This is a genomic window from Pseudovibrio sp. Tun.PSC04-5.I4 (genome assembly GCF_900104145.1).
In the GTDB taxonomy this organism is placed as follows: domain Bacteria; phylum Pseudomonadota; class Alphaproteobacteria; order Rhizobiales; family Stappiaceae; genus Pseudovibrio.
On the sequence record NZ_FNLB01000006.1, the window covers coordinates 1,235,718 to 1,251,613 of the forward strand.

Sequence of the window (15,896 nt, forward strand, 5' to 3'; positions counted from 1 at the left end):
CCATCTATGAAATCACATCAAAGGTCATTTCTAATGGGACCATAGGAATTCGGAAGGCAGCAATGGACGAAATTCGCGTAAACACTGTACCAGTGGATCAATCAACTCTTCGATCTGTTGCACAGGCAAGCACTCCGCAACGTGAGTATCAGGTAGAATCTCCTTGGTCCTTGGACAATCTACCCGGCGATCCCATGATGTGGATCCTGATACTCAGCGAAATTCTGGTGTTTGGGGGCTTTCTGTGGGCATTTGCGGGTAATGAGCTGCTTCATCCTGAAATGTATAAGGAAGCTCGAACCCATCTGAATGTGCCCCTTGCAACCATAAATACCATAGTGCTTCTCACCTCTGGTTTTTTTGCTGCAGTAGCTCTTCGCTTCGTAAAACTTGGAGAGATAACGAAAACACGGGTTTCGTTATTGGGAGCAGGGCTACTTGGTGTCGTTTTCATGGCACTTAAGATATTCGAGTATCAGGAGAAATTTGCGCTCGGCATCGACATAGAAACCAACACATTTTACACGCTCTATTATCTCGTCACTGGGTTCCATCTGGCACACGTGATCTTCGGTTTGATCATTCTGGCCATCCTTGCCATATGGCCGACTGAAGAAAATCTGGAGTCTGGGACAGCCTTCTGGCACATGGTGGACCTGATCTGGGTCATAATCTTCCCTGTGTTTTATCTGATGGGGCAAGCACTATGAATAACACCAGCCAAATATCTCCTGATGCGGAAAACACACCTGAAACCCCGTTGGCCGATCTTGTAAAAGCTTGGGGCATGTTGGTTGCCCTAACGCTCTTGGGCTATACTCTGAGCCTCTTCAACAACGCTCTTCTTGTCTATGTTGGTCCGCTGATTATTGCCGCGCTTATACTCCTTAAAACGCGCATTATCCTGAAACGCTATCTGGGACTGACCCGCTGCCCCGCTTGGCTCTCCATGTTATCGAGTATGATCTTTACACTCACCGTGGTCTGCGCCGGATTGCTGACAATCGTTTCAGCCGGGTTGTTGCCGTAAGTGGGGGAGAGATAAAATCAGCAGCCTGAACCCAACGCTAACTTTTGCGGGGAACATATCTTTCCTCACGCAACATAGGGACGACGAGACCTTTTGATCCTGTTTGACGACAGTCCCTTCACCGCGTTGTATGAGGTGTTCATATGTGTTGGGCTCCACAATCAAGCAGAGCCCAACACATATGATTATAAATATCTATCAGCAGTTTCTGTACCGTTAGGCTGCCTGTTTGAAGGCTGATGGTTTAAATTCCAAGACCCAACAAGCCTGCAGTTTGTTTTTCTTCCAAGGCAGAAGGGAACGGATACGGTACTGCACTTCACGAAGTTCCAGATAATCCGGCAAATTGGCATCTGCACCGCCAGACTTCTTTAGAAGATCAGCCCAATCTCTGGCAAGTTTACTTGGCTCTTCAACAATGGCAAGACCATTGGCGGAATCGCCAGTAGGTTTGGAGACCAACTGCTTGTGAACGGTTGGATTCAAGAGAGCACGCAACGCGCCTTTGAGACCATGGAACTGTTCGCCATATGTTTGATCTTCTTCATCAACGACACCGCCTGCATCCGCGCCAGCTTCTCCAGTTGGTTTATTGAGAACCGCAGTTCCTTCTTCAGTTGTTCCTTGGTTCTTCTCTTTAATAACAACATTGTACTCACCGCTGCTTCCATCCTCCTTCGGAGTGATGGCAACATCAAATATGGCTGACCAGGATTGTTGCGCGGCCCATTTCTTGATCTTTTTGATACTGGAACCACCGCTCATCTTTGCTATTACTTCCTTCATTGCATGGTCTTGAAGGCTGCTAATGGCATCATGGGCCGTACCATAATTCTGTAAGAGGCCATCTCCCTTTGTGCTTAGGAAGTTCTCAAGGTGGCTCTTCTTAGAAAGGATGTCTTCTGTCTGGGTCGCTTGATCGTTTTTCAGATCCTTCATATTCTCTGCAAGCTCACCAAGATCACCAGCAATACTGCGTGGCAGATTGTTCAGCAAGTTAACCTCAGAAACGGTCTCTGAAGTGTCCATTTGCTCGACAATCCATGCTGTTTTCACGGTGTCTGTCTTGGAAAAGAAACCTTGCTTAACATCGTGATAGTGAACCTGCTTGAGGCTCATATAGTCAGGCAACTGGTCACTTATATCGTGTCCGCCCGCTTGCGCTCTGGCAAGGGTTTCCCCCCATGTCATGGCCATATCAGTTGGTTTTTCGATAAAAGGCACATCATCAGAACTTGGCTCACCTGTTGGCTTTGTGGAGAGCGCTTGCTTCATTTCAGGTGAACGCAATCCGTTAAAGATCAACTCAGGTGTGTTGCTCAGTTTTTCCCTGGTGAGGTTTGTTTGAGCAAGATTTACAGTGTTATCGTTTTGAGGGCCATTTGCATCTGGTTCAGCAGAAGATTCGCGAACCTTTGTGATGATGTCAAAATATTCCCCCGAGGTATCAATGCTCACATCAATGAGGTTAGCCCAAGGTTGAGTGGCAACCCAACTCAGCGTTTTGCGTGAGCTATTGGACTGAGCCAGGTGTTTGCGAACCATGTCCTCAGTAAGTTTTGCAAGTCCAGAAACGGCGTTATGGGCGCGGCCATTCTCATAGGAAAGCTCTTCGGCGGCAGAATCGACTGTGGCACCAAAGCTGAGAGCAGACTGAACATCATTTGTCGTGTTCAGCGCCATACCCAGCTGTCTTGCAACAGCCATACGGTATTCAACAACTTCCTGTTCCATCTCATCAAGTTTTTTCTTTTCACTTTCTGTGACGGCATTTTCTCTAGCTTCATCAATGGTGTCGCTCATGGCCTTCCCAAAAGCGTGCTGGCGGTACAACTCATTGACGTTTGCGACAAGTGCATTGCCAAGTGTTTTGAGATTTTGGCTCAGGAAGACGAGCATTTCTTTGTGTGCATTAGTCAGTTTGTTTGGGCCACCCGAGGCGGCATTCTTCAGGAAATCAGTGAAACGTGGATCATCAGATTGTGTCTCGAAGATCTCCTTGGTGATGCTTCGGGATTCATTCTTCATATCGTTGGTGAACTGCATCCTGACCATCTCATCAGCTTTGTCCTGAGACATGCCAAGTGTTCCCTTGACGCGCCGTTCCCATGTGGAGGCTTTGGGATCAGCATAGGCTGCTGCCGTCGGATCTTTTTTGTAGGCAGTTTTTTTGTCGTGATAGTTCTGTATGCGATCCCGGAAATTGTCGGTTTCTGGAAGGCCAATTTCCTCAAAGACGGCATGAATTGGGCTTGGCTTGTAACCCGCTGACCGTTCGATGGGAGGGCTGTCTACAATTACATAATCACTCAGGTCCGGTTCAGCTGTTCCATTGCGCTGAGCATGTGTGCCATTCGCGCTCTGGAGTTGTTCGGCTGAGGCTCTTGCTGAGTTGGTTGAACCATCTTCATCAGGAAAGCTCCAATGAAGAGATTGGTAAACCGCTTTGGCCCAATCTTGCTGTTCAGTATTTAACTTATTTACAGGCATGACACGTCCCCTAGTAATTAAGTTTTGTTATTGGCTAATTATGTTGTGCTACTGCTATGCGTTTATTTTACGGCAGGTCGATAGACTTTAGTATAAAAAGTTAAAGCTATATAAATCGATAATGTCGACTTGCCCTCAAATTGAAACAACGGGAGGTGGAGTGCATTAGCGTTATTGGAAAGTTCCAGCAAACTATATCGGGGTGGGAACAACGCTTGAATAACAAACAATGCTTGATGCTTTGTAGCACTAACACATTGATCTAGAGGGTTTTGTTGCTGAGTGACCTAGTTGCAGGACGTAAGCGGAGAGAAATGAAACTCATCACAACTCTGCTCAGGATTAAAAAATGACACGCCCGTATTGGTCGTTTGCGCTTTGAAAATAGGCGAGACGGCCCAGACACATGATCGCGTAAATGTGAAGTGTTGGGAATGATCAATACGCAGGCCCGCATCCTTCTAACCGTCCTCAAGGTAGACCGAAAACCGCAGGGCAAGGATGATTGCCAGGGTTTGGGTTGCTGAGATGCCGAGCATGATTGCGATTTGGTATTGCACGGCCTCCATGGGATTGAGGCCACCAAGGATTTGCCCAGTCATCATCCCCGGAAGGGACACCAATCCAAGTGTTGCCATACTGGCGATGACGGGAGAGGCTGCTGCTCGGAGTGAAGATTTTATGAGGAAACGGCGAGCTTCCGCCTTTGTGGCTCCCATAGTGGTGAGAAGTTCGATGCGCTCTATATCCTCTGCCGTGCGAAGTTGAAAACGCCTGAGCGCAATCACGAGAGAGCCAAGTGCATTGCCTAATAACATGCCAGCAATTGGGATTGTAATCTGTGCAGAATACCAAGGGATTGGTCGGCTAAGAACAAAAATAAACATCAATAGGACGGGAAGCATCGCCACCAGAATTGCGCCTGTTAACGGAACAACAGAGCGTAGGCGAGGCATCTTTGCTCGCCCAGCGGAGGTTACCGCAGCAATCGCTGTCATGGCGATCAGCCATATCAGGTTGAGCGCGAAATTATTATAATCAAAAACAGCCTGAAGGTAAAAGCCTACGGCCAGCAATTGAATGCTCATTCGGGTGATGGATATGGAAAGATCGCGAGCTAAGTCCTTCAGGTCCATGAACCACAGCAGACTTAAGGGGATGAGGGCCGTAACATAAAACAGAGCTAACTGGCTCCAGCTGAGTGCGCCTGTCATCGGATCACCCCATCACCTTTGGCTGGGACATCGGGAAGTTCAATTTTGGTGGGAAACAGAGCAAGCAGCTCAGGGTCGTGTGTCACAGCAATCAATGTTTCACAGGTGTTTAACAGCAATTCTCCGCATGAGATTGCACGTTCTTTGTCTAAGGAGGCGGTCGGCTCATCTGCGATCCATAAGGGCCTTTCCAACAAGATCGCTGTGGCAATTGCCAAACGTTGGCGCTCCCCACCTGACAACTGACTGGTAGATTGATCTAGTGCTGTATCAGATAGCCCCGCTTTGCCAAGTGCAGCCATCATCCCGGTTTTATCAGGTTTTCGGTCATGATTATTGCGCAGCTCAAAGGGGGCGAACAAAGACTCCTGAACTGTTTCCCCCAAAAGACTGACCCGTTGTGGCAACCAATTGAGTTGCCTGTAAAGTGCTGCACATCCCCGTGCATTATAGGGTTTGCCATTAAAAAGAAGATCTCCTTGATCTGGCTTTTCCAGCCCGGCCAATATCCGCAAAAAAACTGTTTTGCCCCGGCCAGAAGGTGCGCTGATACATACCTTCTCACCTTTGTGAAGGGAAAACGAAAAATCTTGAAAGAGCTGACGTCCTTGCTTCTCGACACAAATCTTACGGGCCTCAATAAGAGGGGTTTTTTGCGGTGATTGAGAAGGGGGCATGTAAACTCCTGATTGCAGATCTCAACCTTGCGCCAATTCCCACTAAAATCAACTGATAAGCTCTTCCAAACGATTGAACCGGATGAAGTCCAACTTGATCATAAAAAAATGGCTCCAGAAATATCCGGAGCCATCATTCAGGATGTGGTTATGTGGCAAACTTATAAGAAGCCACATAATCTTACATTTTAGCTACAGCCGCTTGTGGAGCCACAAGTGTCACACTTCAGGCAAGTGCCGTTACGCACCATGGTGAAGTTGCCACATTCCGCGCAGTTTTCGCCTTCATAGCCCTTCATGCGGGCCTGAGCGACTTGGCTTGCAACCGTCTGCCGCGGAGCAGCCGGTGTGGCTGTACCAACGGAAACAGGAGCAGCAGCAACAGAGGCTTCGCCGCCGCGCTGGAAGGCCGTCGCAATAGCGTCAGATTGAACTGAGATGGCGCCAGCCATCTGAACAGCAGGATCACCGCCCGGAACCAGACGGAACTTCTCGGTCTGACCGCGCACAAGACCATGAGACACGATCCCAGGAGCGTTGTGGCTACCTTGTCCACCTCCAGTAGAGGCGTGGGCGGTAGACGTTGCACTTCCCAAAGCTTCTGGTGGAACATGCGCCAGATCATTACGACCCAAGTAAGACACAGCCAGTTCACGGAAGATGTAATCAAGGATGGACGTTGCATTCTTGATGGCATCATTGCCCATCACCATGCCAGCAGGCTCAAAGCGTGTGAAGGTGAACGCATCCACGTACTCTTCAAGCGGCACACCGTATTGCAGGCCAAGAGAGATTGCGATGGCGAAGTTGTTCATCAAGGAGCGGAAGGCAGCGCCTTCTTTGTGCATGTCGATGAAGATTTCGCCAATGGTGCCATTCTCATACTCACCCGTTGTCAGGTAAACTTTATGGCCGCCAACAGAGGCTTTTTGAGTGTAACCCTTACGGCGGTTCGGCAATCTTTCCCGGTTGCGCACAGTGCGCTCAACAATGCGTTCCACGATGCGTTCTGCAACAGCTTCAACACGGGCAGTTTGCGGCTGAGCTAGGATATCTTCAACTGTATCTTCGTCATCCTCATCATCTTCCAGAAGCTGAGAGTTCAGCGGCTGAGACAACTTGGAGCCATCGCGGTAAAGTGCATTGGCTTTCAGGCCAAGCTTCCAGGACAGCATGTACGCTTCTTTACAGTCCTCAACGCTTGCCGTGTTTGGCATGTTGATGGTTTTGGAAATCGCGCCAGAGATGAACGGCTGAGCCGCTGCCATCATCTTGATGTGGCTGTCGACTGAAAGGTAACGCTTGCCAGTCCGTCCGCATGGGTTGGCACAATCAAACACAGAGTAATGCTCTTCCAACAGGTGCGGCGCACCTTCAAGGGTCATCGCACCACACACATGTGTGTTCGCAGCTTCAATCTCAGCTTTGCTGAAACCCATGTGGGACAGGAGGTTAAATTCCATGTCGTCCAGTTGAGCAGCAGAAACGCCAAGCTTTCCGGTCAGCAGCTCGTCACCAAGGGTCCAGCGGTTGAACACAAATTTGATGTCGAACGCAGCGCCAAGAGACGCGCTGAGCTTTTCAAGCGCCGCATCATCAAAGCCTTTGGCACGCAAAGAACCGGTGTTGATAGCCGGTGCCTGTGCAATGGACCCATGCCCAACTGCAAAAGCTTCTATCTCACCAATTTCAGCTTCACTGTAGCCAAGGGTGCGAAGCGCTTCTGGAGCGGCACGGTTGATGATTTTGAAGTAACCGCCACCAGCGAGCTTTTTAAACTTCACCAAAGCAAAGTCAGGCTCAATACCGGTGGTGTCACAGTCCATAACCAGACCGATTGTACCAGTTGGTGCAATCACAGAAACCTGCGCATTGCGGTAACCGTGTTTTTCACCAAGGGAAAGCGCAAGGTCCCAAGCTACTTTTGCACGTTCAACCAAATCTGCTTGTGGGCAGGAGGCAGCGTCCAACGGAACGGGCAGGGTGTTGAGCTTCTCATAGCCACCAGCTTCGCTGTAAGCAGCACGGCGGTGGTTACGGATCACGCGCAGCATATCTGCCGCGTTTTCTTTGTGACGCGGGAAGGCACCCAGCTCGCCAGCCATTTCAGCAGAGGTTGAATAACACACACCGGTCATGATCGCGGAGATCGCACCACACAGCGCCCGGCCTTCATCACTGTCGTAGGAGATGCCGGAGGTCATCAGCAGGCCGCCAATATTGGCGTAACCAAGACCCGTAGTCCGGTATTCGTAAGAGAGCTGAGCAATCTGCTTGGATGGGAATTGGGCCATCAAAATAGAAATCTCAAGCACAATCTGCCAGAGGCGGGTTGCATGCTCAAACTTTGAAGAATCGAACTGACCATCGTCCTGACGGAACTGCAGCAGGTTCAAGGATGCAAGGTTACACGCCGTATCATCCAGGAACATGTATTCAGAACATGGGTTGGACGCACGAATTTCACCACCCTGCGGGCAGGTGTGCCAGTCGTTGATTGTGGTGTGGTACTGCAAGCCCGGATCAGCGGATGCCCAGGCAGCATACCCAATCTGTTCCCAAAGCTCGGTTGCTTTAACGGTCTTGTGGGCTTTACCGGTTTTGCGGGCGGTCAGATCCCAGTCCGCATCATCTGTCACAGCTTTCAAGAAGCCATCAGTCACACGAACGGAGTTGTTGGAGTTCTGGCCAGCAACTGTCAGGTAAGCCTCAGAATCCCAATCGGTGTTGTAAACCGGGAAATCGATAGACTTGTAACCCTGACGGGCAAACTGAACCACACGCTGAATGTAGTTGTCTGGAATCAGAGCCTTTTTCGCGGCGCGCATTTCGCGCTTCAGAGCAGGGTTCTTCTTCGGGTCAAAACAATCGCCGCCGCTGCCTTCGCAGTTAACGCAAGCTTTCATCACAGCCTGCAGATGCTTCTGACAGACCTTGGAACCGGTCACGATAGCCGCAACCTTCTGCTCCTCGTGAACCTTCCAGTTGACGAATTCCTCGATATCCGGATGGTCAATATCAACCACAACCATCTTCGCTGCACGCCGTGTTGTGCCGCCAGATTTGATGGCACCAGCTGCCCGGTCACCAATTTTCAGGAAGCTCATCAGGCCCGAGGATTTACCGCCGCCCGCCAGCTTCTCACCGCTTGCACGCAGGGAGGAGAAGTTGGTGCCAGTGCCGGAGCCGTATTTGAACAGGCGTGCTTCACGAACCCAAAGGTCCATAATGCCGTTCTCATTCACAAGGTCATCGTCAACAGATTGAATGAAACAGGCATGGGGTTGTGGATGCTCATAGGCTGTTGCTGAACGGGTCAACTTGCCAGTTTCAAAGTCCACGTAATGGTGGCCCTGACTTGGACCATCAATACCGTAAGCCCAATGCAGGCCGGTGTTGAACCACTGTGGGGAGTTCGGCGCTACCTTTTGAGTAGCCAGCATGTACCGCAGCTCGTCGTAAAACGCTTGCGCATCAGCTTCGCTATCAAAGTAGCCGCCCTTCCAGCCCCAGTAGGTCCATGTGCCTGCCAGACGGTTAAAAACCTGACGGGCGTCAATTTCAGACCCAAAGCGTTTGTCCTCGTCCATCTTGGACAGAGCTTTGTCGTCAGGTGCCATGCGCCACAGCCAGGACGGAATTGTGTTTTCTTCAACCGCTTTCAGCTTGGCAGGAACGCCAGCCTTACGGAAATACTTCTGAGCCAGAATATCGGAGGCAACTTGAGAGAATTGCTTTGGAACCTGAATGTTCTCAAGGCGAAACACAATAGATCCGTCTGGGTTACGGATTTCGCTCGTCGCATTACAGAATTCAATATCTGCGTATGGGGATTTGCCAGACGCAGTATATCGCCGCTCAATTCTCATTTTTTAGCCCCTTTCGTACCCAGTGGACCTCACTGCGATACATTCGGATTGCAAAGAACAATCAGTTGCAATTTTAATCAAAATCCACCGCTGGTTTTGATTGTTGAACTGACCGCCATTCGTTTAGGCGAGTTGTTTGTAAACGCTACGCATTTTTTGCTTATAACAATATATAGTGTGCGATAGATATATTAACACAATATTTAGTCGGCAATTGGCAAAAAAAAGCGACCGCTTGAAGTGAAAACTAATTCAACTTCTAGCACTCGATGCTACTGAATTTAGAAGAACTCCCGACCGAAGCCGTACAAACTGAACACGCCTTGATTTCGACCCCAAATTAGATTGAATCGGAAAGCATCGTCAAGCAGGATTTGTCCACTGGTTGTGTGCATAAGAGGGGATGAAACACCAAATATTGTATTGTGTGTGGATTATGGGGAGCCTTAAGGAACACTGAAAAGTGGCATGGGCAGCAGAACCCTGCCATTTCCGCAGAGCCAAGCGAAAATGCAAACTCAACCTCTTTTTTTTTGGGGAGTATTTTTAGGAAAGATTATTCGGTGGATCACAGCAATTCGCCGGTAAAAAGTCTGTGCACCCCTCGCAAAATTACTCGGTAATTGTATGGAGAGATCATATATAGACTCTTACTCACCATTGATTTCTTATTATGTTGGTCTAGCGAGCAATCATGCATCACACGTCATTCGGCAAGGACATTTCCCAGTTAGATGTGGTTCTTGTGGAACACTCAAAACCCACCCAAGTAATCTTGCGGGGTATTTTGAGTACACTGAAGCTCGGGCGTGTTCGCGTCTATGACTCGCCCAAAGATGCGCTGCCTATGTTGATTTCTGACCCGCCAGATATTGTATTGTCTGGATGGGAGATGAAACCGGTCAGCGGCTACCAGCTGCTCAAGCTTATGCGCTCCGGGCGAATCCCTGAACTCATTAACGTTCCGCTGGTCTTTATAACGGCCTATGGGACCCGGGCTCTGGTCACGCGCGCTATGGAAGCAGGGGCACATCATCTGCTCGTTACTCCAATCTCGTCTGCTGCTTTAAAAAAATCGCTGGAATCAATCTGCCGCGATCGCCGTCAGTTCATCAAAAACGCAGAAGGCGGCTTTCACATTGAAGGCACACAAAGGCGTGTTGATGAGAATCATGCAAAATTCGCGACACTGAATAAAGCGCGTGATTATCAAAAGATCGAGGAAGAGCGGCCAGCTGGGCCAAGATCGAAGAAACGGGCTTATAACGAGGATACTGCGCCTCTCTCCTTAAAGGATCTGGAGATTGAGCCCGCCTCAAAGGCAGATAAGTTTAGCGAGAACCCGTATCTGATGCGTCGAGCTCGAAAAACGAAATCAGATTAATCCGCCATATTGTGAAAATAATAACTGACCCTAGGATATTTTGGGTGACTTCCGGTGAATAGTTGAAACTACGGTACTCAAAGACTGGACAGGCAGGAAAACACTCGTCATATTCCGAGAAAATTCATAGAGCCATCGATCTGGAAAGGCCCGACTAATGAAACACCTTTTGCTTACGTTCTTCACGTGGTGGAACAGTGAAACATGGGGCACTCGCTTCTTTACATGGAAGAAGGGGGAGTTTGTCGGCACGGATGAGACTGGCAACAAGTACTATACAGAGCGTGGCGGCAAACGCCGTTGGGTGATTTACAAGCATATGGCGGAAGCCTCCCAGATCCCTCCAGGCTGGCATGGCTGGATGCATCACCGTACAGATACCCCGCCAACGCAAAGCGGCTATGTTGCGCACGAGTGGGAAGTACCACATTCTCCAAACCTGACGGGCACACCAAACGCCTACCGTCCAAAGGGTTCCATTCTGACCCCGGAAAACCGCCCGGAAGTAACAGGCGATTATCACGCTTGGACCCCAGGCGAATAGGTCCTTGGACCCCCGGCGAATAAATCAGAATTCAGTTATATAAAAAGCCCGGTCAGTGACCGGGCTTTTTTGTTGCAAAGCTCATAGGTGAAGGCGTTTAGATTCTGGTTCCATCTTCAGCAATCAGGCCAAGACGGCGATCAAGATAGCCAGCACAGTTGCGCATCAAACCTTCAACGTGATTTTCGAAGAAGTGGTTTGCACCCGGCATTTCCTGGTGGTCGATGATGATACCCTTCTGGGTTTTCAACTTATCAACCAGCACCTGTACATCCTTTTGCGGAACCACCTTGTCCTGCTCACCATGAATAATCAGGCCAGAAGACGGGCAGGGTGCCAAGAATGAGAAGTCATGCAGGTTTGCAGGAGGGGCTATAGAGATAAAGCCCTCAACTTCAGGACGACGCATCAAAAGCTGCATGCCAATCCACGCACCAAATGAGAAACCAGCAATCCAGCAAGCACGTGCATCGGGATGGATGGTTTGCACCCAATCCAACGCCGCCGCCGCATCTGACAGTTCACCTTGACCATGATCGAACTGACCTTGGGACCGACCCACGCCGCGGAAGTTGAAGCGCAGAACGGCAAAGCCGCGTCTGGCAAACATGTAATAGGTCTGATAAATGATCTGGTTGTTCATCGTGCCGCCAAACTGCGGATGCAGATGAAGAACAAGTGCGATCGGAGCATTACGTTTTTTTGCTGGATGGAAACGGCCTTCTAGCCGCCCTGCAGGGCCATTGAAGATCACCTCAGGCATATACTGCAAAATCCTTTTGTTTTCGCCAGCAGCCAAAGTGCTGCCGGTTTTTTTGGTAGGCCGGATCGCTGTCGATTAAACTTGACTGCGAAACGCAAGTTTACTAGAACTAGTTTAGAATTATTCTACGATGAATCTCAAGGGCTACCATGATATTCGGCCATAATTGGAGAAAGTAATTCCCAACTCGGTGCACTCAAGTTATAGACCCGTAAGACTTCAAAGGGAACTTATCCATCCTTATCGTAAGCGCGGTGGAAAATATCAAGGTTTCCATTTCCATAGACACCCAATTAGGGCACTAAAGAACCCCATTTTCTGTGTTAAACTATGACAGCGAACCGAGAACTGACATATTTAGACTATAACGCCAGCGCTCCGTTGAGGGAAGAATCTCTTTTGGCTCTTCAAGAAGCGTATAAAGCAGCTGGAAACGCGTCCTCTATTCATAGTAGTGGACGGCGCGCTCGTGCGATTATCGAAGATGCCAGACATAAACTCTCTGATCTGGTCGATGGTAATCCGGCAAACGTCATTTTTACAAGTGGTGCATCAGAGGCCAATGTAACGGCCTTATCTCCGACTTGGTTGAAGAATGGCGAGCCTTTTATATTAACCCAGTTGTTTGTGAGTGCCATTGAACATCCATCGGTCATTGCCGGTGGTCGCTTTGCCACTCAAAACACCCATGTCATTCCGGTTGACGACAAAGGCCGGGTTATTGTGGCTGAGTTAAAACGGTTACTGGAACAATTGGGCGAGGATGAGACCGTCCTTGTCTCTGTTATGGCAGCCAACAGTGAAACAGGCGTGTTACAGCCCCTGCAAGAAGTTGGTGTCCTTGTTGAAGATTTAGGGCACGTTTTTCATGTAGACGCCGTTCAGATGGCAGGCAAAGCCCCTGTTTCTATAGAAATGATTGGCTGTAACTCACTCTCAATTTCCTCCCATAAAATCGGAGGGCCACAAGGTGTTGGTGCTCTTATCTTAGGGAAGGGAGATTTTAGGCCAGTTCCGCTCTTAACAGGCGGTGGTCAGGAATCTTGGAGACGTGCAGGTACAGAAAATACAGCAGGCATTGCAGGATTTGCGGTTGCGGCAGCGCAATCAACCAATTCCGAAGAGCGTGCTAGAATATCTGGCCTGCGTGATTATATGGAGGAGAGACTAAAAGTACTCACTCCTGAAGCGGTTATCTTTGGTCAAGATGTTCTGCGTCTTGGCAATACGACGTGTTTCGCAGTTGAAGGGATTTCAGCTGAAACAGCGCTCATCAATTTCGATTTATCTGATGTAGCTGTCTCATCTGGGTCGGCCTGTTCTTCCGGCAAAGTTGGCGCATCCCATGTGCTTCTTGCTATGGGGATATCGGAAACACTGGCTCGTGGCGCAATCCGGGTGAGTCTCGGATGGGCAACGACCAAAATCGATATCGAGCGGTTTTTAATCGCTTGGACGAAAATATTTAAACGAATGAAGCCCACACAGAAGGGGTGAGCGCTAAACAAAAAATAAACGAGGACAACACCCTCGTATAAATAAGGATGCGATGTGTTGCGACACTGCATCTGTTAGGTAAGGGCAACGGGTCCGATAAGGTTTACCCAATGCGGCTTTGAACCGCGTATGGAGACAAAATATGGCGGCAGTCCAAGAAACAATTGACAAGGTCAAAGCAATTGACGTTGATCAGTATAAATATGGCTTCGTAACCAATATCGAAAGTGAGCTTGCTCCCAAAGGGCTCAACGAAGATATCGTTGCATATATTTCCGGGAAAAAAGACGAACCGGAATGGATGCTCAATTGGCGCTTGGAGGCGTTTCGTCGTTGGAAAACGATGGAAGAACCATCATGGGCGCGTGTTGATTATCCGAAGATCGATTTTCAAGACCTTCACTATTATGCAGCACCTAAAAAGCGCGAAGGCCTGAAGTCTCTTGATGAGGTTGATCCAGAAATTCTGGACACCTACAAGAAGCTGGGCATTCCGATTTCCGAACAGGAAATTCTTGCAGGTGTCGCACCAGAACACCGCATCGCAGTTGATGCCGTGTTTGATAGTGTCTCGGTGGCAACAACCTTTAAGGAAGAGCTGGCTAAGGCAGGCGTTATTTTCTGCCCGATCTCCGAAGCAATTCGTGAGCATCCCGAGCTTGTGAAAAAATATCTTGGGTCTGTTGTTCCAGTCTCCGATAACTTCTATGCAACATTGAACTCTGCTGTGTTTTCTGATGGGTCGTTTGTGTACATTCCACCAGGCGTTCGTTGCCCTATGGAACTGTCCACGTACTTCCGCATCAACGAACCGAACACCGGCCAGTTTGAGCGCACACTCATTATTGCAGATAAAGGCTCCTACGTGTCTTATCTGGAAGGGTGTACTGCGCCTCAGCGAGATGAAAACCAGTTGCATGCAGCAGTGGTTGAACTTGTTGCTCTGGAAGATGCGCAGATCAAGTATTCGACCGTTCAGAACTGGTACCCAGGCGACTCCAATGGTGTTGGCGGTATCTACAACTTCGTGACCAAACGTGGTGACTGCCGCGAGAAAAACTCGAAGATTTCCTGGACTCAGGTTGAAACCGGCTCTGCAATCACTTGGAAATACCCAAGTTGTATTCTGCGCGGGGATAACTCACAGGGTGAGTTCTACTCCATTGCGATCTCCAATGGTCACCAGCAGATCGACAGCGGTACCAAGATGATCCATCTGGGTAAAAATACATCCAGCCGGATTATCTCCAAGGGTATCTCAGCAGGTGTTTCGCAAAACACCTATCGCGGTCAGGTTTCTGCCCATCGCAAGGCATCTAACGCACGTAATTTCACCCAATGTGACTCATTGCTCATTGGCGATAAGTGCGGTGCTCACACAGTTCCTTATATTGAGAGCAAAAACTCGACAGCGGTCTTTGAACATGAGGCAACCACCTCAAAAATTTCAGATGACCAGATGTTCTATTGTCAGGCCCGCGGGCTTAACGATGAAGAAGCTGTCGCGTTGATTGTAAACGGCTTTGTGCGTGAGGTCATTCAACAACTGCCAATGGAATTTGCAGTTGAAGCACAAAAGCTGATTTCCATCAGCCTTGAAGGAAGTGTGGGTTAAAGCGCGGCAACGCGCTTGCATCAAACCTATTGACGAATTGAAAAGACGAGAACGATAGATGCTTGAGATTAAAAACCTGCACGCCGAAGTTGATGGCAATAAAATCCTTCGCGGCATTGACCTGGTCGTTCGCCCGGGTGAAGTACACGCGATTATGGGGCCGAACGGCTCTGGTAAGTCTACCTTGTCCTACGTTTTGGCAGGTAAAAGCGACTACGATATCACCGAGGGCTCCATCACCTATAATGGTGTAGACTGGGCTGAGCTGAGCGCACACGAGCGGGCCGCTGCCGGCATGTTCCTTGCGTTCCAGTACCCGATTGAGATTCCCGGTGTTGCGACCATGACCTTCTTGAAGACTGCTTTGAACGCACAGCGCAAAGCACGCGGTGAAGATGAAATTTCTACACCTGATTTCATGAAGCTCGTTCGCGAAAAAGCCAAAGCATTGAAGGTTACACCTGACATGCTGCGTCGCCCGCTGAACGTTGGTTTTTCCGGTGGTGAAAAGAAACGCGCTGAGATCCTGCAAATGTCTTTGCTGGAACCAACCCTGTGTGTTCTTGATGAAACAGATTCCGGTCTGGACATCGATGCGCTGCGTGTTGTCTCCGAAGGCGTGAATCAGCTTCGCTCCCCGGATCGCTCCATGATCGTGATCACGCACTACCAGCGTCTTCTGGACCATATCATCCCGGACGTGGTTCATGTCCTGTCCAAAGGTAAGATCGTGAAAACCGGCGGTAAAGAGCTTGCTCTTGAGCTGGAGAAAAACGGTTATGCTGAATACGTCGGCGAAGAAGCTGCTTGAGC

General features: G+C 49.3%; 12 protein-coding genes. 7 read left to right on the top strand and 5 right to left on the bottom strand.

Annotated elements, in window-relative coordinates; translation table 11 throughout:
- Nucleotides 1-62: 62 nt before the first annotated feature.
- Together BLS62_RS10660 and BLS62_RS10665 are read left to right on the top strand one after the other, a co-directional pair.
- Entirely contained in the window at nt 63-710 is a 648-nt protein-coding gene (locus BLS62_RS10660; protein ID WP_093180369.1) for a cytochrome c oxidase subunit 3 family protein, read from the top strand.
- Complete coding sequence (locus tag BLS62_RS10665) at nt 707-1,030, top strand: hypothetical protein (RefSeq protein WP_093180371.1); 324 nt, start codon at nt 707-709, stop codon at nt 1,028-1,030. Before BLS62_RS10660 ends, BLS62_RS10665 begins: the two co-directional genes overlap by 4 nt.
- Nucleotides 1,031-1,246: 216 nt before the next feature.
- Here the strand turns inward: BLS62_RS10665 and BLS62_RS10670 are convergent, their stop codons facing one another.
- From BLS62_RS10670 to BLS62_RS10690, 4 genes are all read right to left on the bottom strand, one after another.
- A complete protein-coding gene (locus BLS62_RS10670; RefSeq protein WP_093180373.1) occupies nt 1,247-3,520 on the bottom strand; it encodes a hypothetical protein in 2,274 nt (757 codons plus the stop codon).
- Nucleotides 3,521-3,981: 461 nt separating this feature from the next.
- The gene (locus BLS62_RS10675; protein WP_093180375.1) at nt 3,982-4,734 is read right to left on the bottom strand and encodes an ABC transporter permease; all 753 of its coding nucleotides are present in this window, start codon (nt 4,732-4,734) and stop codon (nt 3,982-3,984) included.
- Nucleotides 4,731-5,411, bottom strand: a complete 681-nt coding sequence (locus BLS62_RS10680; protein ID WP_093180377.1) for an ABC transporter ATP-binding protein — start codon at nt 5,409-5,411, stop codon at nt 4,731-4,733. Before BLS62_RS10680 ends, BLS62_RS10675 begins: the two co-directional genes overlap by 4 nt.
- Before the next feature lie 188 nt (nt 5,412-5,599).
- Nucleotides 5,600-9,280: a vitamin B12-dependent ribonucleotide reductase gene (locus BLS62_RS10690; RefSeq protein WP_093180382.1), complete on the bottom strand. Its 3,681-nt coding sequence runs from the start codon at nt 9,278-9,280 to the stop codon at nt 5,600-5,602.
- A gap of 694 nt (nt 9,281-9,974) precedes the next feature.
- Between BLS62_RS10690 and BLS62_RS10695 the strand changes: the two genes are divergently transcribed.
- Together BLS62_RS10695 and BLS62_RS10700 are read left to right on the top strand one after the other, a co-directional pair.
- Nucleotides 9,975-10,664, top strand: coding sequence for a response regulator (locus BLS62_RS10695; protein WP_093180384.1), 690 nt, complete (start codon nt 9,975-9,977; stop codon nt 10,662-10,664).
- A gap of 157 nt (nt 10,665-10,821) precedes the next feature.
- Entirely contained in the window at nt 10,822-11,208 is a 387-nt protein-coding gene (locus BLS62_RS10700) for an NADH:ubiquinone oxidoreductase subunit NDUFA12 (protein ID WP_093180386.1), read from the top strand.
- A 97-nt stretch (nt 11,209-11,305) separates the two neighbouring features.
- Here the strand turns inward: BLS62_RS10700 and BLS62_RS10705 are convergent, their stop codons facing one another.
- Nucleotides 11,306-11,971: an alpha/beta hydrolase gene (locus tag BLS62_RS10705; protein ID WP_093180388.1), complete on the bottom strand. Its 666-nt coding sequence runs from the start codon at nt 11,969-11,971 to the stop codon at nt 11,306-11,308.
- A 330-nt stretch (nt 11,972-12,301) separates the two neighbouring features.
- Here BLS62_RS10705 and BLS62_RS10710 point away from each other — a divergent pair, with 330 nt between their 5' ends.
- The 3 genes from BLS62_RS10710 to sufC all read left to right on the top strand — a co-directional run bounded on the left by BLS62_RS10710 (nt 12,302) and on the right by sufC (nt 15,894).
- On the top strand, nt 12,302-13,468 hold the full coding sequence (locus tag BLS62_RS10710) for a cysteine desulfurase family protein (protein ID WP_093180390.1): 1,167 nt from the start codon (nt 12,302-12,304) through the stop codon (nt 13,466-13,468).
- A gap of 142 nt (nt 13,469-13,610) precedes the next feature.
- Nucleotides 13,611-15,083: a Fe-S cluster assembly protein SufB gene (gene sufB, locus BLS62_RS10715; RefSeq protein ID WP_093180392.1), complete on the top strand. Its 1,473-nt coding sequence runs from the start codon at nt 13,611-13,613 to the stop codon at nt 15,081-15,083.
- A 58-nt stretch (nt 15,084-15,141) separates the two neighbouring features.
- Nucleotides 15,142-15,894 carry a Fe-S cluster assembly ATPase SufC gene (gene sufC, locus BLS62_RS10720; protein WP_093180394.1) on the top strand — a complete coding sequence of 251 codons (753 nt, stop codon included), beginning with the start codon at nt 15,142-15,144 and terminating at the stop codon, nt 15,892-15,894.
- Nucleotides 15,895-15,896: the final 2 nt, after the last annotated feature.

Coding starts and splice junctions, on each gene's coding strand:
- BLS62_RS10660 (WP_093180369.1), top strand. CDS start 63: ATGGACGAAATTCGCGTAAACACTGTACCAGTGGATCAATCAACTCTT.
- BLS62_RS10665 (WP_093180371.1), top strand. CDS start 707: ATGAATAACACCAGCCAAATATCTCCTGATGCGGAAAACACACCTGAA.
- BLS62_RS10670 (WP_093180373.1), bottom strand. CDS start 3,520: ATGCCTGTAAATAAGTTAAATACTGAACAGCAAGATTGGGCCAAAGCG.
- BLS62_RS10675 (WP_093180375.1), bottom strand. CDS start 4,734: ATGACAGGCGCACTCAGCTGGAGCCAGTTAGCTCTGTTTTATGTTACG.
- BLS62_RS10680 (WP_093180377.1), bottom strand. CDS start 5,411: ATGCCCCCTTCTCAATCACCGCAAAAAACCCCTCTTATTGAGGCCCGT.
- BLS62_RS10690 (WP_093180382.1), bottom strand. CDS start 9,280: ATGAGAATTGAGCGGCGATATACTGCGTCTGGCAAATCCCCATACGCA.
- BLS62_RS10695 (WP_093180384.1), top strand. CDS start 9,975: ATGCATCACACGTCATTCGGCAAGGACATTTCCCAGTTAGATGTGGTT.
- BLS62_RS10700 (WP_093180386.1), top strand. CDS start 10,822: ATGAAACACCTTTTGCTTACGTTCTTCACGTGGTGGAACAGTGAAACA.
- BLS62_RS10705 (WP_093180388.1), bottom strand. CDS start 11,971: ATGCCTGAGGTGATCTTCAATGGCCCTGCAGGGCGGCTAGAAGGCCGT.
- BLS62_RS10710 (WP_093180390.1), top strand. CDS start 12,302: ATGACAGCGAACCGAGAACTGACATATTTAGACTATAACGCCAGCGCT.
- sufB (WP_093180392.1), top strand. CDS start 13,611: ATGGCGGCAGTCCAAGAAACAATTGACAAGGTCAAAGCAATTGACGTT.
- sufC (WP_093180394.1), top strand. CDS start 15,142: ATGCTTGAGATTAAAAACCTGCACGCCGAAGTTGATGGCAATAAAATC.